Origin of the sequence: Streptodolium elevatio, from assembly GCF_040649515.1 — a bacterium.
Lineage (GTDB): Bacteria > Actinomycetota > Actinomycetes > Streptomycetales > Streptomycetaceae > Yinghuangia > Yinghuangia elevatio.
This window is the reverse complement of the sequence record NZ_JBEZFP010000031.1, coordinates 1-23,002: the sequence shown is the minus strand read 5'-3', so window position 1 is coordinate 23,002 and position 23,002 is coordinate 1. Positions and strand designations below refer to the sequence as shown.

Annotated in this window: 18 protein-coding genes; 6 read left to right on the top strand and 12 right to left on the bottom strand. The window is 72.2% G+C overall.

Annotation, left to right across the window (positions count from 1 at the left end; all coding sequences use genetic code 11):
* Window positions 1-80 precede the first annotated feature (80 nt).
* Both AB0C36_RS14635 and AB0C36_RS14630 read right to left on the bottom strand, forming a co-directional pair.
* The gene (locus AB0C36_RS14635) at window positions 81-1,739 is read right to left on the bottom strand and encodes an amino acid adenylation domain-containing protein (protein WP_358353654.1); all 1,659 of its coding nucleotides are present in this window, start codon (window positions 1,737-1,739) and stop codon (window positions 81-83) included.
* Window positions 1,736-3,022, bottom strand: a complete 1,287-nt coding sequence (locus AB0C36_RS14630) for a condensation domain-containing protein (protein ID WP_358353652.1) — start codon at window positions 3,020-3,022, stop codon at window positions 1,736-1,738. The genes AB0C36_RS14635 and AB0C36_RS14630 overlap by 4 nt, the downstream gene beginning before the upstream one ends.
* Before the next feature lie 704 nt (window positions 3,023-3,726).
* Between AB0C36_RS14630 and AB0C36_RS14625 the strand changes: the two genes are divergently transcribed.
* On the top strand, window positions 3,727-4,704 hold the full coding sequence (locus tag AB0C36_RS14625; RefSeq protein ID WP_358353650.1) for a C40 family peptidase: 978 nt from the start codon (window positions 3,727-3,729) through the stop codon (window positions 4,702-4,704).
* A gap of 147 nt (window positions 4,705-4,851) precedes the next feature.
* On the opposite strand, the gene AB0C36_RS14620 is transcribed toward AB0C36_RS14625, so the two are convergent.
* The 4 genes from AB0C36_RS14620 to AB0C36_RS14605 form a co-directional block, all read right to left on the bottom strand.
* Window positions 4,852-5,739 carry a LysR family transcriptional regulator gene (locus AB0C36_RS14620; protein ID WP_358353649.1) on the bottom strand — a complete coding sequence of 296 codons (888 nt, stop codon included), beginning with the start codon at window positions 5,737-5,739 and terminating at the stop codon, window positions 4,852-4,854.
* Window positions 5,736-6,335, bottom strand: coding sequence for a TetR/AcrR family transcriptional regulator (locus tag AB0C36_RS14615; RefSeq protein ID WP_358353647.1), 600 nt, complete (start codon window positions 6,333-6,335; stop codon window positions 5,736-5,738). The genes AB0C36_RS14620 and AB0C36_RS14615 overlap by 4 nt, the downstream gene beginning before the upstream one ends.
* A gap of 151 nt (window positions 6,336-6,486) precedes the next feature.
* Entirely contained in the window at window positions 6,487-7,401 is a 915-nt protein-coding gene (locus AB0C36_RS14610; RefSeq protein ID WP_358353645.1) for an SDR family NAD(P)-dependent oxidoreductase, read from the bottom strand.
* 66 nt (window positions 7,402-7,467) lie between these two features.
* Window positions 7,468-8,877: a tetratricopeptide repeat protein gene (locus tag AB0C36_RS14605; protein ID WP_358353643.1), complete on the bottom strand. Its 1,410-nt coding sequence runs from the start codon at window positions 8,875-8,877 to the stop codon at window positions 7,468-7,470.
* 258 nt (window positions 8,878-9,135) lie between these two features.
* Here AB0C36_RS14605 and AB0C36_RS14600 point away from each other — a divergent pair, with 258 nt between their 5' ends.
* Window positions 9,136-11,409, top strand: coding sequence for an MMPL family transporter (locus tag AB0C36_RS14600; RefSeq protein WP_358353641.1), 2,274 nt, complete (start codon window positions 9,136-9,138; stop codon window positions 11,407-11,409).
* Window positions 11,410-11,481: 72 nt separating this feature from the next.
* Here AB0C36_RS14600 and AB0C36_RS14595 read toward each other — a convergent pair whose 3' ends face one another.
* Window positions 11,482-12,696, bottom strand: a complete 1,215-nt coding sequence (locus AB0C36_RS14595) for a saccharopine dehydrogenase family protein (protein ID WP_358353639.1) — start codon at window positions 12,694-12,696, stop codon at window positions 11,482-11,484.
* 88 nt (window positions 12,697-12,784) lie between these two features.
* On the opposite strand from AB0C36_RS14595, the gene AB0C36_RS14590 reads away from it, so the two are divergent.
* Complete coding sequence (locus tag AB0C36_RS14590; RefSeq protein WP_358353723.1) at window positions 12,785-13,402, top strand: helix-turn-helix domain-containing protein; 618 nt, start codon at window positions 12,785-12,787, stop codon at window positions 13,400-13,402.
* Window positions 13,403-13,608: 206 nt separating this feature from the next.
* Here AB0C36_RS14590 and AB0C36_RS14585 read toward each other — a convergent pair whose 3' ends face one another.
* The gene (locus AB0C36_RS14585) at window positions 13,609-14,643 is read right to left on the bottom strand and encodes an alpha/beta fold hydrolase (RefSeq protein ID WP_358353637.1); all 1,035 of its coding nucleotides are present in this window, start codon (window positions 14,641-14,643) and stop codon (window positions 13,609-13,611) included.
* Window positions 14,644-14,737: 94 nt separating this feature from the next.
* On the opposite strand from AB0C36_RS14585, the gene AB0C36_RS14580 reads away from it, so the two are divergent.
* Window positions 14,738-15,463, top strand: coding sequence for a TetR/AcrR family transcriptional regulator (locus tag AB0C36_RS14580; RefSeq protein WP_358353635.1), 726 nt, complete (start codon window positions 14,738-14,740; stop codon window positions 15,461-15,463).
* Here the strand turns inward: AB0C36_RS14580 and AB0C36_RS14575 are convergent.
* Entirely contained in the window at window positions 15,460-15,849 is a 390-nt protein-coding gene (locus AB0C36_RS14575) for a Dabb family protein (RefSeq protein ID WP_358353633.1), read from the bottom strand. The two genes, AB0C36_RS14580 and AB0C36_RS14575, sit on opposite strands and share 4 nt — an antisense overlap.
* Before the next feature lie 141 nt (window positions 15,850-15,990).
* On the opposite strand from AB0C36_RS14575, the gene AB0C36_RS14570 reads away from it, so the two are divergent.
* A complete protein-coding gene (locus AB0C36_RS14570; protein ID WP_358353632.1) occupies window positions 15,991-16,644 on the top strand; it encodes a TetR/AcrR family transcriptional regulator in 654 nt (217 codons plus the stop codon).
* 108 nt (window positions 16,645-16,752) lie between these two features.
* Window positions 16,753-17,940, top strand: a complete 1,188-nt coding sequence (locus tag AB0C36_RS14565) for a hypothetical protein (RefSeq protein ID WP_358353630.1) — start codon at window positions 16,753-16,755, stop codon at window positions 17,938-17,940.
* A 175-nt stretch (window positions 17,941-18,115) separates the two neighbouring features.
* Here AB0C36_RS14565 and AB0C36_RS14560 read toward each other — a convergent pair whose 3' ends face one another.
* From AB0C36_RS14560 to AB0C36_RS14550, 3 genes are all read right to left on the bottom strand, one after another.
* Entirely contained in the window at window positions 18,116-19,312 is a 1,197-nt protein-coding gene (locus AB0C36_RS14560) for a serine hydrolase domain-containing protein (RefSeq protein WP_358353628.1), read from the bottom strand.
* A 177-nt stretch (window positions 19,313-19,489) separates the two neighbouring features.
* A complete protein-coding gene (locus tag AB0C36_RS14555; RefSeq protein WP_358353627.1) occupies window positions 19,490-20,326 on the bottom strand; it encodes an alpha/beta hydrolase family protein in 837 nt (278 codons plus the stop codon).
* A 299-nt stretch (window positions 20,327-20,625) separates the two neighbouring features.
* Window positions 20,626-22,638: an ABC transporter ATP-binding protein gene (locus AB0C36_RS14550; protein WP_358353625.1), complete on the bottom strand. Its 2,013-nt coding sequence runs from the start codon at window positions 22,636-22,638 to the stop codon at window positions 20,626-20,628.
* Window positions 22,639-23,002: the final 364 nt, after the last annotated feature.

Here is a 23,002-nt window from a genome sequence, read left to right as displayed (position 1 = left end):
CCCACCTCCGAAGCATGCCCTGAAAGCCGATAAAGGTGCGGTCAGAGTCGGTGCAACTTCACTTAACGGGGACACGGCCCTCAGCGGGGTCCGCGGGCCGCCGCGAGCCGGTCCAGTTCGGCGTGGTCCACCTTGCCGTTCGGCAGGCGCGGGAGGGCGTCGAGCACCACGAAGCGGCCGGGGACAGCGGCGGCGGGCAGGCGCTCGGCGACATGGGTACGCAGCGACCCGCGGTCCGGCGGCTCGGAAACCGCCACGAACGCCACGACGCGCGTACGGTCGTCGTCGTGCGCGACGCCCACGCCCGCCTCCACGACGTCCGCAAACGTGGCGACCGCGTGTTCGATCTCGGCCCGCTCGACACGCATTCCGCCCAGCTTGAGCTGCCGGTCGGCGCGCCCGCGGAACACCAGTGCGCCGTCCGCCCGCAGCGACACCAGGTCGCCCGTCGCGTACGCCGGGAGGCCGTCGCAGACCGCGTCCGCCACTCCCTCCGCCAGCCCGGGACCGGCGATCAGCAGTTCACCGACCAGGTCCGAGCCGGCCCGCGCACCGCTGTGACCGACGGAGCCCGGGGCATCGCGGTCCGCCACCGGGCGCACGCACGCCGTCACACCGGGCACCGGCCGCCCGATGGGCACGGCGTCGGCCTCCGCGTCGCCCGGCTCACACCGGTGCACGGTGCTCCACACCGTGCACTCGGTCGGCCCGTACTCGTTGAACAGGGCGGTCCCCGGCAATGCCGCGAAGTGCCTGCCCACCAGGTCGGGCGGGCACGACTCGCCGGCCACGATCACCGTCGAGAGCGCGGTCAGGCGGCTGCCGACACCGCCGCGCAGCGCGATTGCGTACAGCGACGGCACGAGCAACAGGTGTGACGCCGCGTGCCGTTCGGCGGCTCCCACGGCCGCGAGCAGGTCCCCGGGGCGCCCGTCGGGCAGGACGAGAGCGCCGCCGCACGCCAGCGTCCACCAGATGCCGGCCGCCGAACTGTCGAACGAGATGGCGGAGGCCAGCACGAACCGCTGCACCGGCTCTCGGTAGTACGCCAGCCGCGCCGCGGTCGAGGCGCCCAGCGCGGTCGCGGACACCAGCACCGGCTTGGGGCGGCCCGTCGAGCCGCTGGTGAAGCAGGTGTACGCGTACGGCCCGCGCAGCCCCGGCGCCGGCCGCGGCCCCGCATTGTCTCCGCCGGCGTCGTTTCCCTCCACGTCGTCGCCGTGCGACTCCGCCCAGCGCGCGTCGTCCGCATGCGCATCGTCCGCGTGCGCGCCGTCCCCATGTGTGGCGGCCGCATTCGCGCCGCCCGGACCGCAGGTGTCGGTCGGCACCGTGTCCGCGGCGCGGGACAGCAGCGGCAGGCCCGGTTCGGCGAGCACCACCCGCGCCCCGGAGTCCTCGGCCATCATGCGCTGGCGCGCCGCCGGGAAGTGCGCGTCCACCGGCACGAACCGGCCGCCCGCACGAAGTACGCCCAGCATCGCGGCGATCGACCACCTGCTCGCGCCGCCGTGCACGACCACCGGATCGCCGGACGTCACCCCGAGCTTGCGCAGGGTGCCCGCGATGTCGTCGGAAAGCCCGGCCAACTCGCCGTGCGAGAGCGTGCCTTCGGCGTCGATCACGGCCGCGGCCGTGGACCGCGGGCCGTACCACCACGGTTCGAGCAGGTCGAGAATGTGCGGCGGCGGGCCCGGCAACTCCGGTCCCCGCAACACGTGTTGGACGTCCGTTGTCACCGGGCGATCTCCGCGAGCCGGTCCAGGAAAGCGGCGACCGACCGGTCCATCCACGCCGCCGAGAACAGGTTCGAGTCGTACATGACGTAGCCGTCGTACATCACGTAGCCGTCGAGGTGGTCGCGTTCGCGCATCGACCACAGGAACGGCGTCGTCAGCGGCAGCGCCGGCACCACGTCGTCCGGAACGTGGCGCAGCAGCCGGCCGGCGTCGGGGACGGTGTCGGGGATCGGCATCCGCGGGATCATCTGGAACACCGGAGGCAGCACGTCGCGCGAGAGCAGTGTCGTCAGCAACTCCGGTATCGCACGCAGCACATGGATGAGCGCGGTGTCGTGCGCGTACGCCTCCCGGCAGGCGCGGTCCACCCGCCCCACGAGCGCCGCGAGATCCTCGTCCGCCGTGTCGTCGATGCGGATCGGCAGCAGGTTGAGCAGGCATCCGACCGTCTGCCACTCCACCGCGGGCCGCCCCGACGTCAGCACCGGCACGACGTTGTCGCCGTCCGGGAGGACCGCCGACGCGAACGCGGAAAGCATGAGGGTGAACGGGGTGGTCCGAGCCCGGCGCGCGGCCTTGGCAACCGCGTCGCGCAGCGTGTCCGGCACGGCGAACGGGTGCACGACCGGGGGGCCCGTCTCGGGGCTCCGCGTCTCGACCGGCAGCCCGAGGCCCGCCACCCCGGCCAGCCGGTCGCGCCAGTACGGCAGCGCCCCTTCGATGCGCGCCCGCACCTTCGCCGAGTGGTCGTCCTCGCCGATCTCCCAGTATTGCAGGACGTCCGCGCCGAGCGGCGCCCGCTGCTCGCGCCGGGCCGCGTAGGCCGCGTTGACGTCGCGCTCCAGCAACCGCATCGACCACGCGTCGCACACGATGTGGTGCGCGACGAGGATCAGCGCGGTCCCCTCGGAGTGGCGGACGACGTGCGCCCACAGCAGCGGCGGCTCCTCCCAGCCGTAATCGCGCATCGTCACGTCGTGCACGTACTCCGCCAACGACACGCCCCTGTCCAGGCGGTCGACGACCAGCCGCGCGGCCATCGGCGGCAGTACGCGCTGCCGCAGTCCCTCGGAGCCGCTCACCAGAACCGTGCGCAGCGCACTGTGCCGGGCTATGACGTCGGCCAGCGCCAGCCGCAGCGTCTCGACGTCCACGTCGTCGGCCATCCGGAAGACACCGCGCATGATGAACCCCGGGTTGAACACCGTGCCGGGCTGGAGCGCGTCGACGTCGTGCATGAGCTGCTGGACGTATGTCGGCGGGGCGATGCGGGGCGCGGTCATCGCGGCCTCCATGGCTGGGTTCGGTCGGCCGACGCGGGAAATGCCGGCGGCGGTCTCCAACGGGCGAACGCGCATGATCGTGCCGCCGCTGCGGGCCGCCAGGAACGCGGAAACCAGCCAAAGCAGGGGCGTTCCTGCGCCAGGTGGGCGGTCTGCTCCGGTATGCGCTGTTCCTGCGCGGGTCGTACGGGCTGCGCAGACTGCTCGGGCTGCGCAAGCGGTACCGGTTGTACGGGGTGTGCGGCAGTACTGGATGTGCGGACAGTACGGCATGTGCAGGCGGTTCCCCGGTCGCGCCCACCCGGTGGTGGTCCGAACGGGCGGATTGCGTGCGGTTCGTGGCGTCGCGACGGGACAGCCGCCGGACGGCGTGATCCATTGGCCGCGTGGCAGGACGACTTCGCGGAGTACGAGCGCAGGAATCCGGCAAGACCGTTGCCGGGCGGGCAGGACGGCGAGGACGGGGAGGGCGGCGCCGCCGGGCGTTCCTGGCGGCGACGACGGCGACGGCAGCGGCAATGACCGCGACGGCCCTCGCGATCGGACCACAGCACACCGCACAGGCCGCACCCCTCACTCCTGCCCCGGCCACTCCCGCACTGCCTGTTCCCACCAAGCCTGTTCCCACCCCGCCGATGCCGGTCCGCCCCGGTCCCGCACGGCCCGTGACAGCGCCACCCGTTCCCGCACCGCCGGCCCCCGGCGTGCGGCCCCCGTCTGCCCTGCCGAACCCGGCGGCCGGCATCGGTGCGCCCCCTTCCGCACCGGTGCCGGCCGCCGCGCCCCTGCTCGATCTGCTGCGCGTGGGACAGCAGGTCGCCGCACTCTCGAAGGACATCGAAGAGGCCGACGCCCGTGCCGAAGCCGCCCGCGCGGCGGCCGACGCGCAGCGGCGGCGCCTCGGCGAACTCCAGGCCCGCGAGAGCAGGGCACGGGCGCGGCTGAGCGCGATGAGCACCGAGATCGGCCAACTGGCCAGTCTGCGCTACCGGTCCGCGGGTATGTCGCCCACCGCCGACCTCATCCTCCGCCGCGGCGGCACCGACCGCCTGCACATGGGGGCGGTGTACGCGCGCATCGCCACGTCGCAGGCCACGCTGGAGGCGGCGTACGCGGCACAGCACCGCGAACTCGAAGCCGTCCTCGGCGAATCCCGCGCCACGACGCGTACGCTCACCGACCGCGAGGCCGCGGCCGACCGCGAACTCGCCGCCCTGCGCGAGGCGTCCGCGCGGGCGACGCGCCTGCTGACCGGCCTCGACCTGGCCGGGCATCTGGTCGGACAGCCGGCCCATCCGGGGCAGGACCCCGGCCCGGGCGGGCGCGGCGCGCTCATGTTCGCGGTGTCGCAGATCGGACGCCCCTACGTCTGGGGTGCGACGGGGCCTGACGCGTACGACTGTTCGGGCCTCACCTCGCGCGCGTGGCAGAGCGTCGGCGCCACCGTGCCGCGCACGTCGCAGGAGCAGTGGGCGCAACTGCCGCGCGTGCCACTCCAGGAGGTTCGGCCGGGCGATCTCGTCGTGTACTTTCCCGACGCCACCCACATCGGGATGTACCTCGGCGCCGGGATGATGGTGCACGCGCCGCGGCCCGGCCGACACGTCACCACGGCGAAGCTCGATTCGCTGCCCGTCCTTGGCGTCGTACGGCCGCAGTCACCGGGGGAGCCCACCCGGTAGGACCTCAAGGCGCGGGCCTGCCGTGCCGGAACCGGACGTACCGGAACCGGACTTGCCGGTATCAGCCGTAACGCGAGACGCGCCGCGATCACACGTACCGCGACCACGCGGACCGCGATCACACGTACCGCGACCACACGGACGGGATCAGATGTACTCCGTCTCCTCGACGCCGCGCGCCTGCGCGTACGCGCACAGCAGGCGTGCCTCGGCGGACAGCGGGCGGCGCGTCCACACCAGCGCGACCGTGCGGACCAGCGGCGGCGACAGCGAACGGACGGCCACGGACGACGCGAACCGGTGCGCCAACTCGCGGTACCACAGCACCGATCCGTGCCCCGCGACCACGCAGGCGACCCACGCGCCGCGTTCGTCGGTCTCCATCACGACGCGCGGCCGCACCTCGTGCCGGGCGAACCACTGCTCGAACTGCCTGCGGCGGACGCTCCCCGGGGACGGCAGGATCATGTCGGCGCCGTGCAGCGCCTGCCACGGCACCGGGTCGGGCAGCCGCAGGCCGGTCGGCGACACGAGCACGATCTCGTGGTGGTGCAGCGGCTGCACCCGCAGGTCGGCGGGCACCGGCAGGTCGACCAGCACGATGTCGACCTCGCCCTTGCGCATCGCCTCGATGGCCAGGTCAGGACTCTCGTACGGCGACGCGTCGGCGGCGATCTCCGGGTGCCGGGCCCGGAACGCCGGGAGGATGTTGCTGATCAGCTCGATCGCGAGGCTCTGCGTCGCCCCCACGACCAGGCGCCCGGTGGTGCCGCTCTCGTCGGCCGGGTGGAAGGTGTCCTCGATCGCCCGCACTCCGCTCAGGATGCGTTTGGCGAGATGGGCGATGCGCGCGCCCTCGGCGGTCGGCACGACGGCCCGGCCGCCGCGTACGAACAGCTCGGTGCGCAGCTCGCGTTCGAGCGACTGCAAGGCACGCGACAGCGCGGACTGGTCGACGAAGAGGGCGTTCGCCGCGGCGGTCATGCCCCCGTGCTCGACCACCGCCAGCAGGTAGCGCAGCTGCTGGAGGGTCACTCGGCCTCCCGCCCGGCGGCGGATCCGGGCACCAGGATCGCCCGGAACACCGCCCGGATGTCGTCCCTGCGCAGCGGCTCGGGGGAGACGAGCCCGAGCATCGACATGCCGTCCATCGCCGCGGTCAGCGCCATCGCCCGGGCCGGCGTGGTGCGCCGGGCGAGCATCGCGGTGGTCGCCGTCGAGTAGACGGTGGCGAGCTCGCGCAACTCCGGGTGCCGCATGGCCGCGACGGTCAGCTCGAAGTCGACGACGACCTGCTGCCGGTACTCGGCGTGGGCGGTCACGATCAGGTCGGCGAGGGCGTCCGCGAGCCCTTCGGGGCCGATGTCGCCCAGGGATTCCGCCCATTGGTGCATCCACGCGATGTAGCGGCGGACCACGCGTTGCAGCGCGACGTACCTGAGGTCGTCGATGGTCGCGAAGTAGTAGGTCGTGGAGCCGAGCGGTACTTCGGCCTGCCGGGCGACCGCCCGGTGTGTCAGGCCGTCGAGGCCGTGCTCGAGCAGCACTTCCTCGGTGGCGGCGATGACCCGCTCGCGGCGCCGCGGGTCGGCAGGCCCGCGCGGCGGGCGGGAGTGGTCACGCGACAGCATCGGGCCCCCTCCCTTGAATGCCGTGACACCGTACCGAGAACCGGAACACGTGTACACAGATTCCGGGAGGCGGCACGGTGAACGGCAGGCGTGAAAGGGAATCCGTTGCTGAAGAGCCTCCTGAAGAGGGAATCCGTGGTGGGCTGACGGGTCAGTTGACGACTTCGGCCGCAGAGTCGGCGTTCGGCCGCGGCGGCGGCCATCCGGGCACCAGCCCGAGGTCCTTGCACACCTTCTGCGCGCGCACGATCTCACCGCAGTACGCGTCCGCGTCGGGCGACGACGCGAGCCACCCGATGACCTCGCCCGGGACCTCGGCCGGGGCGCTGCGGAAGTGCGCGCTCAGGTGCTTCGCCGAGCCGCGTGCCTTCTGCGCCTCGGTGAGGATGTGTCCGGGGTCGACGTTGAACGCCCGCAGCCCCTGGTCCCGGTACTCGGCATGCAGGACGCCCGCGACGCGCGCGAACGCCGCCTTGGAGGCCGCGTACGCGACACCCCAGCCGCCCGCACCCGCAGGCCCCGGCGGGTTGAGCGTGGCCGATCCGGACGTCATGTTGACGACGTACGACCGCTCGTGCCGCAGCAGGTGCGGCACCAGCCTTTTGATCAGCACAAGTTGGTGCAGGTAGTTGCCGGTCAGCATGTTCTGCGCGGCGTCCAGCGGCAGGTCCAGGAGCCGGTCCATGGCGCCCGGACCCTGGTAGATGGCGTTGTTGAACAGCACGTCGACGCGCCCCCACGCGTCGAGTGCCGCATCGCACGCCGCGGCGATCGAGTCCTGGTCCATCAGGTCCATGCGCAGCGGGAGCGCGCGGCGGCCCAGCGCCTCGACCTCGCGCGCGGTGGTCTCCAGGCTGCCCGGGACGGCGACCGACTCCTGGGATCCGGAGGAGGTGGTCGGTCCGCTGCGGCCCTCGCCCTCGCGGAGGGTACGTGCGGTCAGCACGACGTCGTACCCGGCCCGCGCGAGGGCGAGGGCGCCGCAGCGGCCGATTCCCCGGCTGCCGCCGGTGACGAAAGCGACGGGGGCGCCTGCCGTTTGGTCCGGCTGAGTGGGAGTGCTCATGATCGCACCCTGGCAGGTTTAGTTGACCATGTCCAGTACTTCTCGGGCCGTGCGCGGTCCGTCCGGTCAGGAGCCGGCGCCTCCGGCCGTCAGCTTCCCGGCGCGGTCGCGCGCCGCCGCCGCCTCGGCCGCGCGGCCCAGTCGTTCGGCGAGCCGCGCCCGGGTGAGCCAGTTGTACGGACTGCTCGGCCGCACCCCGATCCGCTCGCTCAGCAGGGTCCGGGCAAGGTCCTCGCGCCCGGCCCGGATCGCGGCCTCCAGCAGCGTCTTCTGCACGGCGTCGCGCTGCGCGTGGCTGCCGCCGTAGGTGTTGAGGCGGTGGCGCAGCGGCAGCAGGAGGTCCACGGTCTGGTCGTACCGGCCCTGCGCGTACGCGATGAGCGCCCGGCACACCGGGACCCCGACCTCCTCGGTCATCGCGTGGTTCGACACCCCCGGATGCGGCGTCGCGAGCCACGCCAGACGGTCGCGGACCAGTGCCTCCGCCTCGGCGGTCCGCCCCGCCCCCAGGTAGGCCATCACCGCGTGCACGTCGTTGAACGCGTAGAACGGCCCGTCGCGCCGCGCCGCCCACGCGTCCGCCAGCCGCGACCACCGCTCCGTCTCGTCCTCGCCGGCCAGCAGCAGGCGCCACAACAGGGCCGAGGCGTCGAGGAGTTCCATCGCCAGGCCCTCGGACTCCTCGTTGTGCAGCGCCGCGTCGTAGATGGCCAGGGCCCGTTCGGTGTCGCCCGCCTCGATCGCGTACAGCGCGTAGTGCCACCAGTTGTGCACGTTCAGGTAGTTGCCGCCCGACCAGTCGCCGGTCCGCGCGTCGAGGTACGCGATCCCCTCCGCGAAGCGCCCCTGCATCTCGTACGTGTGCACGACGGCGTGGATGCCCCAGACGTCGCGCGGGTTGGCCTCGACCGCCGCGAGCCCGATCTGCTCGGACCGGTCGTAGTGCCCCGACTCCTCCAGGCCGAACGCGTACATCCCCAACAGCGGCCCGTGGTGCGGGTCGTGCTCGTCCCACGCGGACAGCGCGCCGCCCACCCGGTCGCGCAGCCGCACCGCGTCGCCGGTGAAGAAGTCGATCTGGTGGCCCACCGCCAGGGCGAGCAGGTCCCGCGGGTGCGCCACCACCAGCTCGCCGAGCAGCCGCCCGGCCCCCTGGAGGTCGCCGTCCAGCCACGCGGACGCCGCGTCCACGTGCGCCAGTTCGCGCGGCGTGGCCGCCGCCCGGTCCAGGCCCGCGCGGAAGCGGCCGAACCTCTCGCGCGCCTCGGCCGCGTCGGACTCCTCGGTGCCCAGAAGCCCCAGGTACGCCGAGAACACCTGGGCCAGCGGCGAACCGGGTGCCGCCTGCACGGCGGCGGACGTCTCCCGGACGACCTCCGGCCGGAAGAACACCAGTGCGTCCAGGGCGCGTTCCAGGTGCCCGGCGGCCTCGTCGCCCGTCTCGGTCATCGGCTGTCCGTGCCGGTCGGCGGTCATCGCCACTCCCATCCGGGCCCCGCCCACGGGGACCCCAGTGCCATCTGTACCGATTCAACCGCCTTCCAGGTCACGAGGTGGGTGCAGACAGCGCCGAACAGTGGGGCTAGGCCCACCCCGGCCCGGCGGCTGGGGGCAATGTCCGCCGACCGCCGCCGCAACAGACTCAAATCCGTGGACGAAACGTCGAGCAACACGCACACACCGCACGCATCGCGCACACCGGGGACGACGAATCGACGAGGGGACGGGGTCGGCATGAGCCCGCACGCAACGCCGCAGCAAACGCCGCAGCAAGGGCCGTACCAGGGGGAGCGGCCGCGGACCCGCAAGAGGCCCGCCACGGTGCGCGTCGCCCGGTGGAGCGCCGCCAACCCGTGGCGCGCCATCGGCATCTGGGTCGCGCTCGTGGTGGCCTGCCTCGTGGTCGGCGGCATGGCCGGGACCGAGAAGGCCACCAACAGCGACCTGGGGGTCGGGCAGTCCGGCCGCGCCGGCGACATCGCCCGCGAATACGGGCTGGTCGCACCCGCCACCGAGAACATCCTGATCACCGCCAAGGACGGCACCCTCGACAAGGCCGAAGGCGAGCGGGCCGCCGCCCTGGCCGCCGAGCGGGCCCGCGCCGCCAAGGACGTGGCCGGCGTCGGCGACGTCGTGGCATCCGCCGACGGCAGCGCCTACCTGGTGCCCGTCGACCTCGCCGGCGACCCCGACGACGCCCAGGACCACATCGGCGCGCTGGTCAAGGCGTCCAAGTCGGTCGCGAAGGAGTTCCCGGACCTGCGCGTCGAGCAGATCGGCGACGGCACCGGCGCCAAGGCCATCGAGGAGCAGATCGGCAAGGACCTCGGCCAGGCCGAGCTGTTCAGCCTGCCGGTCACCCTGGTCATCCTCATGGTCGCCTTCGGCGCGCTCATCGCCGCCGCCGTCCCGGTGGTCCTCGCCATCACCGCGGTCGCCGCCTCGATCGGCCTGTACGGCCTGGCCTCGGCGGTCTTCCCGGACCCGGGCAGCGCCGCGAACGTCATCATGATGATGGGCATGGCCGTCGGCGTCGACTACTCCCTCTTCTACGTGCGCCGCGAACGCGAGGAACGCGCCAAGGGCCACAACCGCCTCGACGCCATCGAGATCGCCGCCGCCACCTCCGGCCACGCCGTCGTCGTCTCGGCCGTCGCCGTCGCCGTCTCCATGGCCGGCATGTACGTCGCGGGCGACGCGATCTTCTCCGGCCTGGCCACCGCCGGCATCATCGTGGTCGTCGTCGCCTGCGCCGGCTCGCTGACCGTGCTGCCCGCCCTGCTCGCCAAGCTCGGCAACAAGATCGACCGGCCGCGCGTCCCCGTGCTGTGGCGGCTGACCGCCCGTCAGGACCGCGAGCCGCGCGTGTGGAAGGCCATGCTGCGCCCGGCGCTCAACCACCCGGGCCGCACGCTGGGGATCTCCGTGGTCGCGCTGGGCCTGCTCGCCCTGCCGGCGTTCGGGATGAAGCTGCAGCAGACCTCGTTCGACGACTTCCCGCGCGAGATGTCGCTGATGCAGACGTACGACCGCATGACCGCCGCCTTCCCGAGCGAGCACGCCGCCACCGAGATCGTGGTCCTCGCCCCCGAGGACAAGGGCACCGAGACCCGTGCCGCACTGGACGACGCCGTCGCCCGGATCCACGACAACCCGCTGTACGTGAAGGACCAGCCCGCCGACGTCAAGGTGTCGGCGGACGGCCGGGCCTTCTCGGTCCAGGTCACGTCCCCGTTCGGCAGCAACAGCGAGCAGGCCAAGGACGCGCTCGACGACCTGCGCGGCGAGATCCTGCCGGACACCGTCGGCAAGGTGGACGGCGCCGAGTACGCGGTCGCGGGCGAGACCGCCGAGAACCGCGACTACGCGGACCACGTCATGGACAAACTGCCGCTCGTCATCGCCTTCGTGCTGCTGCTGACCTTCGTGATGATGGCCTTCACGTTCCGGTCCGTGGTCATCGCGCTCAGCGCCATCGCGATCAACCTGCTGTCCGCGCTCGCGGCGTTCGGCCTGCTGGTCGTGGTGTTCCAGAACCAGTGGGCGGAAGGCATCCTGGACTTCCAGTCCAGCGGCGCGGTGATCTCGTGGCTGCCGCTGTTCCTGTTCGTGGTGCTGTTCGGCCTGTCGATGGACTACCACGTGTTCGTCGTCAGCCGGATCCGCGAGGCCGCCGAGCGCGGGCTCGGCACCCGGGACGCGGTCGAGCGCGGGATCACCTCGTCGGCCGGCGTGATCACCAGCGCGGCGATCGTCATGGTGTCGGTGTTCGCGGTCTTCGCCACGCTCAGCATGCTCGACATGAAGCAGATGGGCGTCGGCCTCGCCGCCGCCGTGCTGATCGACGCGATCGTGGTGCGGATCGTCGTGCTGCCGTCGCTGATGGTCCTGCTGGGCCACCGCAACTGGTGGCCGGGCAAGGTACCGGGTGCGGGACGGCGCGCGGTTCCGCCCGCGCCCCAGGCACCGCCGACCCCGCCGTACGCGCCCGCCAGGCACGTGGGCTGACCGACCACCGGGATCCGCGAACCCCCCTGGAAAGCAGGGGGGTTCGCGGATCCCGGCATGTTCAAAGGCGGGTCACTGCTCGCGCATGCCCCACGGGGAGCCGTACGCGGTCAGCAGGTCCAGGAACGGCCGGGGAGCCAGCGCCTCGGGGCCGACGACGCCCGAGCCCGACCAGACACCCGTCGCCAGCAGTTCCAGGGCGACGACCGGGTTCAGGGCGGTCTGCCACACGACGGCCTGCGACCCGTACTCGGCCATCGACCACTGGTTGTCGACGACGTGGTAGAGGTACACCTCGCGCGCCGCGCCGTCCTTGACGCCCTTGACCCAGGTGCCCGCGCAGGTCTTGCCGTGCATGCGATCGCCGAGCGTGGCGGGGTCCGGGAGGCAGGCGGCGACGACGTCGCGCGGGGACACGCGTACGCGGCCCTGCTCGGAGCCGACCGCGACCGGCGCGGTCCGGTCCAGGCCGAGCTTGTGCAGGGTCTTGAGGACCTCGATGAACTCGTCGCCCAGGCCGTACTTGAAGGTCACGCGCTTGGCGTCCACCCAGCGCGGCATCAGGAGCACCTCTTCGTGCTCGACGTTGACGCACTCGACCGGGCCGATGCCCTCGGGGAAGTCGAAGACCTCGGGTTCGCTGAACGGCGGCGTGGTGAACCAGCCGCGGTCGGCCTCGTAGACGACGGGCGGGTTGAGGCACTCCTCGATCGTCGTCCAGATGGAGAAGGACGGGGCGAAGTCGTAGCCGTCGACGGTGAGGTTCGCGCCGTCGCGCACCCCGATCTCCTCGATCTCGTCGAAGAGTTCGTCGGCGGCGTAGCGCGCGAAGACGTCCGACAGGCCGGGCTCGACGCCCATGCCGAGCAGGGCCAGCCGGCCGGACCGCTCCCAGTCCGCGGACATCGCGAACTGCTCGTCGCCGAGCTTGACGCCGGTCAGCTCGTACGGCCGCTCGGGATGCGGATACGACAGCGAGCACGCCATGTCCATGTAGTGCGCGCCGGCCGCGAGCGCGGCCCGGAACAGCGGCATCACGAAACGCGGGTCCGTCGCGTTGAGAAGTACGTCGCACTCGGACTCGGCGAGCAGCGCGCGGACCGCCGCCTCGTCGGAGGCATCCACGCGAGCGGCCGAGAACCGGGTGTCGCCGGTCGCGGCGACCGCCCCGGCGGCCCGGTCCGCGTCGTAGTCGGCGACGACCATATGGGTGAAGAAGTCCCGGCGGGCCGCGATCCGGACGACCGCCGAACCGACGCCGCCCGCTCCCACCAGCAGGATCCTCATGCTGAACGCAACTCCTCGAGTCACTGGCGGATGAACGTGCCGTTCATCCTCACTGAACAACTTGTTCAGTGAGATTAGCACCCCGGGCGTGCGCGGCGGGTTGCCCGGCGCAACTTGTGATCGCTACGTTTCCGCGGTGCACATCGGAGAGCGGGTCCGCGAGTATCGCCGCATGCGCAGACTGACTCTCCGTCAGCTCGGCGCGGCGGCGGACGTCAGTGCGAGCTTCCTCAGCCAGCTCGAAAACGGGCGCACCGACGCCAGCGTCGGGACGCTGCGCCGCCTCGCGACCGCGCTGGGCGTGGCGGTCGCGGACCTGATCGAGAGCGGGGCGCCGACCGCGCACCGGGTGCTGCGCCGCGAGGACCGACCCGAGGCCGGACTCGGTTCAGGGGCACGGAAGTTCATGCTCACCAGGCCGCCGCTGCGGCATCTGGAGGTGTACTCGGCGGAGTTCGAGCCGGGCGGGTCGACGGGCGCGGAGCAGTACACGCACGGGGACGCGCAGGAACTCGTCCTGGTGCTGCGCGGGCGGGCGAGCCTGTACCTGGGCGACGAGGTGCACGAGCTGGCGGAGGGGGACAGCGTCGAGTACGCGACCTCCGTACCGCACCGCCTGGTCAACGCGGGGGAAGAGACCGCGGAGGTCCTGTGGATCATCAGCCCGCCGACGCCGGACGCGGAGACCTCGGGGCCAGGCGCGTAGGGGCCAGGTGCGTGAGGGCGGGGCCCGTCCGGGTCGGGTCCCTCGCGGTCCGGTGGGGCGGGGTGCGTCGGGGTGGGTGCGTCGTGGCCCGACGCATGTTCCCCGGACCGGCCCGGATTTCCGCGGTGTCGCCGAACGTCGCCTCAGGGCCTCAGGGCCTCAGGGCCTCAGGGCCGGGCGCCCGCACCGGCACCGGAACCGGCACCTCAACTGGCCCCGGAACCGGAGCCGGAACCGGAACCTAGAGCGGCGACGGCCGCGACCTCCGCCGCGACGTCGTCCCACAGCGCGGCGGGCAGGTCGTGCCCCACGCCGGGGAACGTCACCAGGCGTGAGCCGCGGACCGCCTTGGCGGTGGCGTGCGCCGCGCGCACCTTGAGGATCGGGTCCTCCTCGCCGTGCAACACCAGCGTCGGGTGCCGCAGTTCGGCAAGCCTGGCGCCGTGCCACTGGGCGCCGATCTGGCGGCTCTGCGCCTTCTTGTCGCGCGGCCCGCTGTCGACCTCGGCCTCGACCCAGGCCCGGGCGGCCTCCTCGTCGAACGGGTAGCCCGGCGACGCGACGCCGCGCCACACCGCGAGCGAGGCCTCGATGTCCCCTTCGCGGCCCTCGGGGAACTTGGTGCGGGCCAGTTTCGACAGCAGGCCGAAGCGCAGGTAGCGCAGCACCCGCAGCCCGGCCACGTCGCTGGGCAGCGCGGCTGACGACGTGACGCTGAGCACGCGGTCGGGGTGCCGCAACCCGACGCGCTGCGCGATGAGTCCGCCCATCGAGTGCCCGAAGACGTGCGCCCGCTCCCAGCCGAGTTCGTCCATCACGGCGACGGCGTCGTCGGTCATGTCCTCCGAGGTGTACGCCTCGCCGCGCCTGCCGAACAGTGCCTTGAACGGATTGCCGGTCTTCGTCTCGGGCATCCGGGTGGACTCGCCCGCGTCGCGCTGGTCGTAGCGGACGACCTCGAACCCGGCGTCCGCGAACGCGTCGCCCAGGCCGTCGGGCCACCAGAAGCGGGCGGTGGCGAGCCCCATCACGAGGAGCAGCGGTTCTCCGCGGGAGCCCTCGAGGCGGTCGTACGCGATGTCGACGTCGCCGTTGTGGGCGTACCGCGTCGGCGACCAGGTGCGGGTCGCCTGCCGCCGCGCGGTCGCCCCCGTTCCGGGCTCTTCGTCGGCGGTCCTGCCGGCCGTGCCTGCGTGCGCGGCCGTGCCCGGCTCGGGGAGACCTCCGGTCGTGGCGGTCATGGCGTACTCCTTTCGACAAACTGCGATCATTGTTCGCAGTTTCTGGGCACTACCGTACTGCATACACCGTTCGCAGAAAGAGGAGGCGTGTGCCGTGGCCGCCGCCGACAGCATCTGGCTCCGTCCGGAACGCGCCTCGCGCGGCCCGGCACCCGGCTACGACCGCGACGCCCTGGCCGCGGCCGGGGTCGCGCTCGCCGACGCCCAGGGCCTCGCAGCCGTCACCATGCGGGCCGTCGCCGACGCCCTGGGCGCGGGCCCGGCATCGCTGTACCGCTACATCGCCACGCGCGAGGAACTCGTGGAACTGATGGTCGACCGCGCGCACGCCGAGATCCGGTATCCGGAACTCACCGGCGCCTGGCTCGACGACCTCCTCGCCTTGGCCCGGGAAAGCCGCCGCATCACCCTCGCACACACGTGGCTGCTCGACGCGACCGCGACCCGGACACCCCTCGGGCCGAGCACGGTCGCCTTCCTCGAACACGCCCTCGGCGCCGTCGCCGGGCTGGACGTGCCGACCCGGGACAAGCTGGAGGCCGTCGCGGTGCTGAGCGCGGTCGTGTCGGCGCTCACGCGTACCGAGGTGGCCCAGGCCCGCGGCGGCCGGACGATCCCGGAGTGGCAGCGGGCCCAGGCGGCCTACCTCACGCACGTGGCCGCCGAGGGCCGACACCCCCATCTCGCCGCCGCGTTCGCGGACCAAGGGCAGGACTCGGAATCGGTGGACCGACTCTTCGCGCGCATCGTGACCGGCGTGCTCAGGGGCCTCCTGCGCCCGGACGGCACCGGCGACCCCGGCGACGGTGCGAACGCCTAGTGGTTGGGGATGGCGTCGAGGAGCAGGCCCCAGTCGGGGTACTTGGCGACCTTGGCGAGGTGCATGGCCAGGATCCTTTCTCCCAGGTCGGGCGCGGGGTCGTCGGACAGGCGGACCTGGGCGAGCCGGGCGAGATGGGGCAGAATCCCGGGGTCGCCGTCGAGGTGCACAGGGTCGTGCATGTACTCCTCCAGTGCGGCCAGGTCCTCGACGCCCACGCAGTACGCGTGGGTGTAGCCCTCCGCCGGATCGCCCAGGTCCCGGCCGACGGTCGCGAAGGACACCGACGGGACTGATGCGGTACGGCGCATCGCCGCCAGGACGTCGGCGCGCACGTCCGCCGGGGTCCCGTCCTTGAAGCCGAAACGCAGGATGTTGACGATCATCGATTGCCCTCCCGGGTGCCTTCGACGCGTCTATTGAACGCGTTGGTTCATTTTGACTGCCCCATCGGGTCATTGGTCAAGTGCGACCGGAAGATTGAACCAGTGCGTTCAATCAGGAGGACGGGACGCTATGCTGTCGCCATGCGGGAGACGACGGTGTCACGGGGGCGAATCGACAAGCGGGAGGCGATTCTGGCCGCGGCGTTCACGGTCTTCGCCCGCCAGGGGTACGCGCGGGCGGGCGTCCAGGAGATCGCCGACGAGGCCGGAGTGGCCAAGCCGACCGTCTACAGCCACCTCCACGACAAGGAGAACCTCTTCCGGCACGCGATGGCGGCCGCGGCCGACGAGGTGGCCGCGGAGAACCTTGCGATCGTCGACCGCCTGCGGGACCCCGGCGACGACCTGCGGGCGGCGCTGGAGGACGTGGCGTTCCGCATGCTGCGGGTGTGCTGCGACGAGCGCTCCCGGGCGCTGCGGCGACTCACGTTCGGGCAGGTCGGGCAGTTCCCGGAACTGCTCGACACCGTTCAAGAGCGCACATCGTGCCAGATCGCCGAGGCCGTCGCGGACCGGTTCGCGCGGCTGTCGCTGGCGGGCCGTCTGCGCTCCTGCGATCCGGCGCGCGCCGCCGAGCAGTTCCTCGCTCTGCTGACCGGCCCCCTGGACGCGCGTTCGCGACTGGGTACGCGCAAGGTCGCGGCGGCCGAGACCCGGGCGATCGCGGCCGCGGGCGTGGACACCTTCCTGCGGGCATACGCGGCGCCCGGGGCGGCGGAGTCCCCCGACACGTGAGCGCGTCCGGGGACGGCGCGCGAATCGGACAGTCCCGGAACCTGCCCACCGCCCTCGGACAGTCCCAGGCAAAGCACGGACACGCCTGTGACTGGAGGAACCTTGCACATGTTCACTCGAAGTCTCGCCCGTCGTCCCGTAGTTCTCGCGCTGGCCCTCGGGCTGACGGCAAGCGCGGCAACCATCGTGACCGCGCAGGCCGAGTCTGCGCCAACCCGGTTGCCCGTCTGGCAGGTCACCGAGATCAAGCCGGGCGACGCCCTCGTCAACAGCCTGGTGGCGAACGACGGGCGCGGCGGTGCCTTGGCGGCCGGCAGCACCTGGATTCGGGACAACGGCGAAGTCGTCGGCTACGCACCCACGATCTTCACGAGGGACGCCGGCAACCGCACGTGGCGGCAGGAACCGCTCAAGGCCGCAGGTACGTGGCTGTCACTGCGCGACGTGGCCCCGGTCGGGTCCGGCGGCGGTGTCGCGGTCGGGACGTTCGACCCGGCACTCGGGGGCTTCGTCACCGCGCATGGCACCAACGGGGTATGGCGGACCGGGGTCGCGCCCGCACCGCCGGGGGTGGACTACGGCCGCCTGGAGGACGTCGACACCCTCTCCGCGAACGACATGTGGGCGGTCGGGACCGTCGACATGTTCGAGCCGCCGCCCGGCACCGAGCCGCAGCAGCCGATCGTCACGCATTGGGACGGGCGTACGTGGACCACGGCCGCGCTTCCGCCGCCCGCCGCCTTGGGCTGGACCGGATTCGACGCCGTGAAGGCCGTGGCACCGGACGACGTCTGGGTGGCCGGACACGCCAGTGACGGCCAGGCGCCGCCGTTGGCGCACTTCAACGGGACGGCGTGGAAGTACGTGGCGCTGCCGTTCGAGGGCAACAGCTTCTGGGCCGGCGTGACCGCACTGCTCTCCCGCGGCCCCGGCGACGTGTGGGCGCTCGGCTTCATGCAGGATGCCGAAAACGGTGAAGAGAGCGCCCTTGCCTGGCATTTCGACGGTCGATCCTGGACCAGGGCCCCGGTCCCGGCAGGCGTACGCATCACCGACGCGACCCTGACGCGGACCGGCCTCGCGGCACTCACGATGAGCCGCGACGGGTATGCGGTGCACCGGTTCGACGGAGGCCACTGGCGGCGCCTGGACCTGCCGGACTCGGGCACCGAGCTCCAGCAGCCGGGTGCGATCGGGTACGCGAACGGCCGCCTCACGGTCGCCGCGAACGGGTGGGTCGAGGGGCCGGGCGCACCTGAGCACCTGCGTACGCTGATGTTCACCGCCGCCGCGTGAAGGCGGTCCTCGACGGGTAGGCGCCGCCGACGGGCCGACGGTGCAGGGGCTTGGTCGGCGGCGCCGACGGCACTTCCCCCTTCCCGCAACACTCCACTGGCTCCGATCACTTTGCGGGCGCGGCTTGGCGCGCCTTCCGACCTGATCGGCTTGGGGACCCGAGGTGTGTGCGGTGTCAGTCGCGCAGCAGGGCGCAGACGAAGTCCTCCTGTACGGAACGCAGACGCTCCAGCAGCACCGGGTTCGCGGTCTTGTTGACCTGGACGCTGACGGAGAAGGTCAGCGAGCGCCGGCCGTCGGGCGTGGAGGCGGCCAGTTGGGTGTACCCGGCGGTGTTGCCGGTGTGCCCGTACATGACGCCGCAGCGGGTCGTGTAGCGGAACATGCCCAGACCGGCGTCATTGCGCCCGGGACCGGCCGGTTCGGAGGCGCCGCCTTCGACAAAGGTGGTCTGCTGCGCGTACGCCTCGGGCCCGGACAGCCGCCCGCTCGCCCACGCGCGCATGAACGCACCGGTCTCGCGCGGCGTCGACGTGATCGCACCGGATGCCCAGACGCCCGACATGCCGAAGAGTTCGCTGACGTCCTCGGGGGCGTCGGGCGGGTCCACGACATAGCCGTGGATGTACGGCTCGTCCATCTCGAACCCGGACGGCAGACTCGTGCGCTCCAGGCCGAGGGGGCGGAGGACCTGCGAGGCGAGCAGGTCCTCGTACCGCTGTCCGGTCGCCGCCTCGGCCATCAGCGCGACGGCGATGTTGTCCGAGTTGGAGTACTCGTACCGGCTCCCGGCCGGGAAGTTGAGCGGCTTGTCGGCCACGAAGTCGAGCAGGCGCTGCGAGTCGAACACATGGTGCGGGTCGGCGATGATGATGTCGCGGAACGCCTGGGCCGCGCTGAAGTCCGGCAGGCCGCTGGTGTGGTTGAGCAACTGCCGCAGAGTGACCGCGCCCCAGGCCGGCGGCAGTTGCGGCAGCCGCCGCGCGAGCGTGTCGTCGAGGTCGAGGAGACCGCAGCGGACGAGCGACAGCGCGACCGCGCCGCTGTACGCCTTCGAGGCGCTCGCCAGCCGCATGAAGTCGTCCGGCATGGGCGGACGCATCGTGCCCACCTCGGAGACGCCGGCCTGATAGACCTTCGTCCGCCCGTCCTCGCGCAGCACCGCGATCACTCCGGGCGGACCGTCCGGCAGTGCGGTCAACTCGGCCAATTCCCGCCGAAGTTCCGCGTCACGGCCCTTCGCCGGGCCGTGCTCCGGGGCGTGCCCGGGTCCGTGCTCGTGCCCGGCCTGCGCCGAGCCGGGCGACAGGGCGAGCCCGGTCACGAGCGCGACGGCCGCCCCCTTGGCGGTGATCCGCTTGGCGATTCCCATCCGGCGCCCTTCCGACGAGGCAGTGACGTGAGGCATCACCGGAAGCATGAAGACGCCCGGGGCCAGGGCTGGACACGCGGCCCCCGACACGGCCAAATTCCGTCGTTCGGCGGTGCCGTGTGCCGTGTGCCGTGTGCCGCTGGGCACCTTCTGCCTGAGCCCGTCCCCGCAAGGGGCCTACACCGGCACACTCCGACCCAGGAAGCCGATCACCACCCGCGTCAAGGCGATCCGGTGGTCGGCGAACCCATGGTCGGTCGGCATCACCAGGTGCTCGAGCCCCGCCACCGGGAACTCCTCGTACGCCTTCACCACCGGTACGTGATGGGCCTCCGGCTCCGCGGCTGTGTCCCGCTCCGCCGCCACCAGCAACACGGGACGCCCCGCGAGCCGCGGCGCCAACGAGGCCAGCCCCCAGTCCTCCGCAAGCCCCTCCAACTCCGCGACCAGCGCCTCACCGCTCGTCCCGGACAGCGGCAGCACGGACTCCTGGAACGCCGCCACCAGCATCGCCCGGGCCTGCGCGTTGCCGCGTACCGCCGCCGGCACGATCCCGAAGTCGAACGCCGCGACCGACGCGACCGCCCGTACCGCCGGATCCGCCGCGGCGGTCCGCAACGCCGTGAACCCACCGAGACTGTGCCCGACCAGTGCCACCCGCCCCGCATCCAGTCGGTGTTTGGCCGCGAAGTCCGCCGCCCGCACCGCGGCCACCACGTTCGCGGCGTCCTCCTGGACGTTCTGCCACGTCCAGGTGCCGCCCATGCCCCACGAGCCGCGATAGTGGAACACCAGCGCCGCGTACCCCGCACGGCTCAGTGCGTGCGCCAGGTCGAAGTTCCGCTCGTTCCCCGGAAATCCGTGGCACAGCACCACAACCGGATGCGGCCCCGGCCCGCCGGGCACATGCAGCATCCCCGCGAGCGGCACGCCCGCGCTCTCCAGTACGACGCCGCCTGCCCAAGCCGGCGGCGCAAGCCCCAGCGGCGGATCCTCTCCAACCGGATCAAACACTCTCGCTCCCCACGTCCACCGACAATCCAGCGCCACTCTAGAGACGCCGTCACCCCGACCTGAAAGGAGAGCGGAAGGAACAGCCGGTGCCCTCACCTGGAGTCGAGGACCAACTTCCGGTCGTCGCATGGCTTGCCACCGGCGCGGAGGGGTGGTGGCTGCTGTCTTCCGTTTCGGGACGGCCCTGCTCTACTTGGCGACAGCCGCCCCGGACGGTCGGGCCCGGAGCGCGAGCCGGATCGACCTCTTCGCTCTCCCCGAGAAGCTTTCGACGATGGCCCGACTTCCTGGACGCTTGTTCACGGGAGATTCCGGGATGCCTCGGATTCCGCGTCCGGGGGCGTGGCGTATTGGGCGGCCTGGAGGGTGTACATGTCGGCGTAGGCGCCGTTGGCGTGCATCAGGGTGCTGTGGTTGCCGTGTTCGATGAGGCGGCCGTGGTCGAGGACGTAGATCTTGTCCGCCAGCCGGGTGCTGGCCAGGCGGTGGGTGATCAGGATGACGGTCTGGCCCGCGTCGGCCAGGGAGCGGATCTTGGCGAAGGCGGCGATCTCGGAACGCGCGTCAAGGGCCGAGGTGGGTTCGTCGGCGATGATGAGCGCCGCGTCGCGGTAGCGGGCCCGGGCGAGGACGAGGCGTTGCCACTGGCCGCCGGACAGGGCCACCCCGCCGACGTAGGAGCGGTCGAGCAACGTTCCCCAGCCCTTGGGGAGTTCGTCGATGACGCTGTCCGCTTCGGCGTACTCGGCGGCGGACGTCAGCCGGGCGTCGGGGAACCCCGGCCGCGGCTTCGGCCGGCCGGGTTGCGCGGGCGACGTGCGGGGGCGGCCGATGGTGATGTTGGCCGCCGCCGTGAACGGCCACTCGGTGAACGACTGGGACACCAGGGCGACTTGGGAGAAGAGGTCGTCGCGGTTCAGGTCGTTGTCGTCGGTGCCGTCCCACAGGATCCGGCCGTCGTCCGGGCGATAGAGCCCGGCGATGAGCTTGGCGAGGGTGGTCTTGCCGGAGCCGTTCTCGCCGACCAGGGCGATGATCTCGCCGCGGTCCAGGGTGAGGGAGACGCCGTCGATCGCCGGCTTCTCGCGGTCCGGGTAGGTGTACGAGACGTTCTCGACGGTGATGCGCGCCGGGAAGTCCTCGACGGGGGTGCCGCCTTCGGGGATCGCGTGCTTGTCGCACAGGTGGCAGGCGCGTTCGTAGTCCGCGAGGTAGAGGCTCTGCCGGTACGTTGCCTGGACCTCCGTGACCAGGCGCGACAGTCCGCCGGTGCCGGTGCGGATGGCGAGCACGGCGGTGCCCGACGCGGCGAGGTCGGTGCGGCCGGAGAGCACGAGCCAGCCGAGGACCGCGTACGTCAGCAGTGACGCCAGGCCGGAGAGCGACGACGAGGCCAGGCCGGTGACCGCCTCGGCCCGCGCGAGGCGCGTCTCCTCGGCCTCGCGGGCGGCCGCCATCCGGCGGTAGTGGTGCAAAAGGTACGCGCCGACGCCGTGCACGCGGACTTCCTGCGCGGAGTTGCGGTCCTTCAGGTGCCATGACAGCTCGGACTGCTGGCGTCCGTGGTCGATCCACGCCTGCGTCGAGCGGTAGCGGCGGCGGGCGTCGCGTACGGCACCCCACGCCTGGGGGAGCGTGATCAGGATCAGGAGGGGGAGCAGGATCGGGTGCAGGACGGTGAGGACCGCGCTGGCGGCGGCGAGCGAGATCAGCGCGTTCACGATGCCGACGCTGTGCCCGATCATCCGGCGGGACGCGTCGGTGCCCCAAGCGGCGGACTGCAGAAGGCGTTTGAAGTCGCCGTCCTCGAGCGTGCGCATCTCCACGCGGGCCACTTTGGTCATCAGGGTGACCTCGGCGGCCCGTTCGACCTTCGGTTCGAGGCGGCCCGCGGCGACTGTGGAGACCGCATGCAGGACCGCGGTCAGAGCGCCCGAGATGGCGACGGCGACGAGCGCGGGGAGCGCGTTGCGTACCCGGTCGGGCGTGGGTCCCTGGGCGAAGAGGCCGACGAGGACCTGGTTTGTGGCCAGCAGGCTGAACGCGCTTGTCAGGCCCTGCCCCAGTTCCGCGGCGGCGACCATGAGCATCGCCGAGCGGTCCGCCTGCCAGGCGAGGCGTACGGACTGCGCCACCAGGCGCGGGAGTTGGCGGAACGTGTCGAGCAGCGTGAGTTCGAGGTGGGCGGTGTTGTGCCGGTAGTACGCGTGGTCCATCTCAAGGTTGCCGCCGAAGAGTTCCTGGCCTGACGCGACGCCTGCCGCGATGGCTTCGGCCGCCCGGTCCCGGCGGCGTCGACCACGCCAGGGCATGCCTCGACCGCGGCTTTTGTCGGAAACGAAACTCACCCGATCACCCCCCAAACAACCCTTGTGATCGCATATGAAAGTTGAGTAGACGAGTCTTGCGGGGCCGGGGCGCTCCCGCCAAGCCGTTTCCGGGGGGCGCGCGAAGCACACGGCCGGGCAAGGGAGTTGGCGACGGTCAGGGGAAGCGGGCGTTCCGGAGGAGCGGGCCGCGTGGGGACCGCGGCGGCGCGCACAGGCCACGCCGGAGGTTCGAGGCCGGCGGTCGGCGGCTTAGACGTCGTCTCATTTGGTGAGTCGGCGGTAGCAGATGAGGGTGCACGCGATGGCGGTGAAGGCGAGGAAGTGCTCGGCTTTGCGTTCGTAGCGG

Coding starts and splice junctions, on each gene's coding strand:
- AB0C36_RS14600 (WP_358353641.1), top strand. CDS start 9,136: ATGAGCCCGCACGCAACGCCGCAGCAAACGCCGCAGCAAGGGCCGTAC.
- AB0C36_RS14570 (WP_358353632.1), top strand. CDS start 15,991: ATGCGGGAGACGACGGTGTCACGGGGGCGAATCGACAAGCGGGAGGCG.
- AB0C36_RS14575 (WP_358353633.1), bottom strand. CDS start 15,849: ATGATCGTCAACATCCTGCGTTTCGGCTTCAAGGACGGGACCCCGGCG.
- AB0C36_RS14585 (WP_358353637.1), bottom strand. CDS start 14,643: ATGACCGCCACGACCGGAGGTCTCCCCGAGCCGGGCACGGCCGCGCAC.
- AB0C36_RS14560 (WP_358353628.1), bottom strand. CDS start 19,312: ATGGGAATCGCCAAGCGGATCACCGCCAAGGGGGCGGCCGTCGCGCTC.
- AB0C36_RS14610 (WP_358353645.1), bottom strand. CDS start 7,401: ATGAGCACTCCCACTCAGCCGGACCAAACGGCAGGCGCCCCCGTCGCT.
- AB0C36_RS14550 (WP_358353625.1), bottom strand. CDS start 22,638: ATGCCCTGGCGTGGTCGACGCCGCCGGGACCGGGCGGCCGAAGCCATC.
- AB0C36_RS14565 (WP_358353630.1), top strand. CDS start 16,753: ATGTTCACTCGAAGTCTCGCCCGTCGTCCCGTAGTTCTCGCGCTGGCC.
- AB0C36_RS14595 (WP_358353639.1), bottom strand. CDS start 12,696: ATGAGGATCCTGCTGGTGGGAGCGGGCGGCGTCGGTTCGGCGGTCGTC.
- AB0C36_RS14615 (WP_358353647.1), bottom strand. CDS start 6,335: ATGCTGTCGCGTGACCACTCCCGCCCGCCGCGCGGGCCTGCCGACCCG.
- AB0C36_RS14605 (WP_358353643.1), bottom strand. CDS start 8,877: ATGACCGCCGACCGGCACGGACAGCCGATGACCGAGACGGGCGACGAG.
- AB0C36_RS14630 (WP_358353652.1), bottom strand. CDS start 3,022: ATGACCGCGCCCCGCATCGCCCCGCCGACATACGTCCAGCAGCTCATG.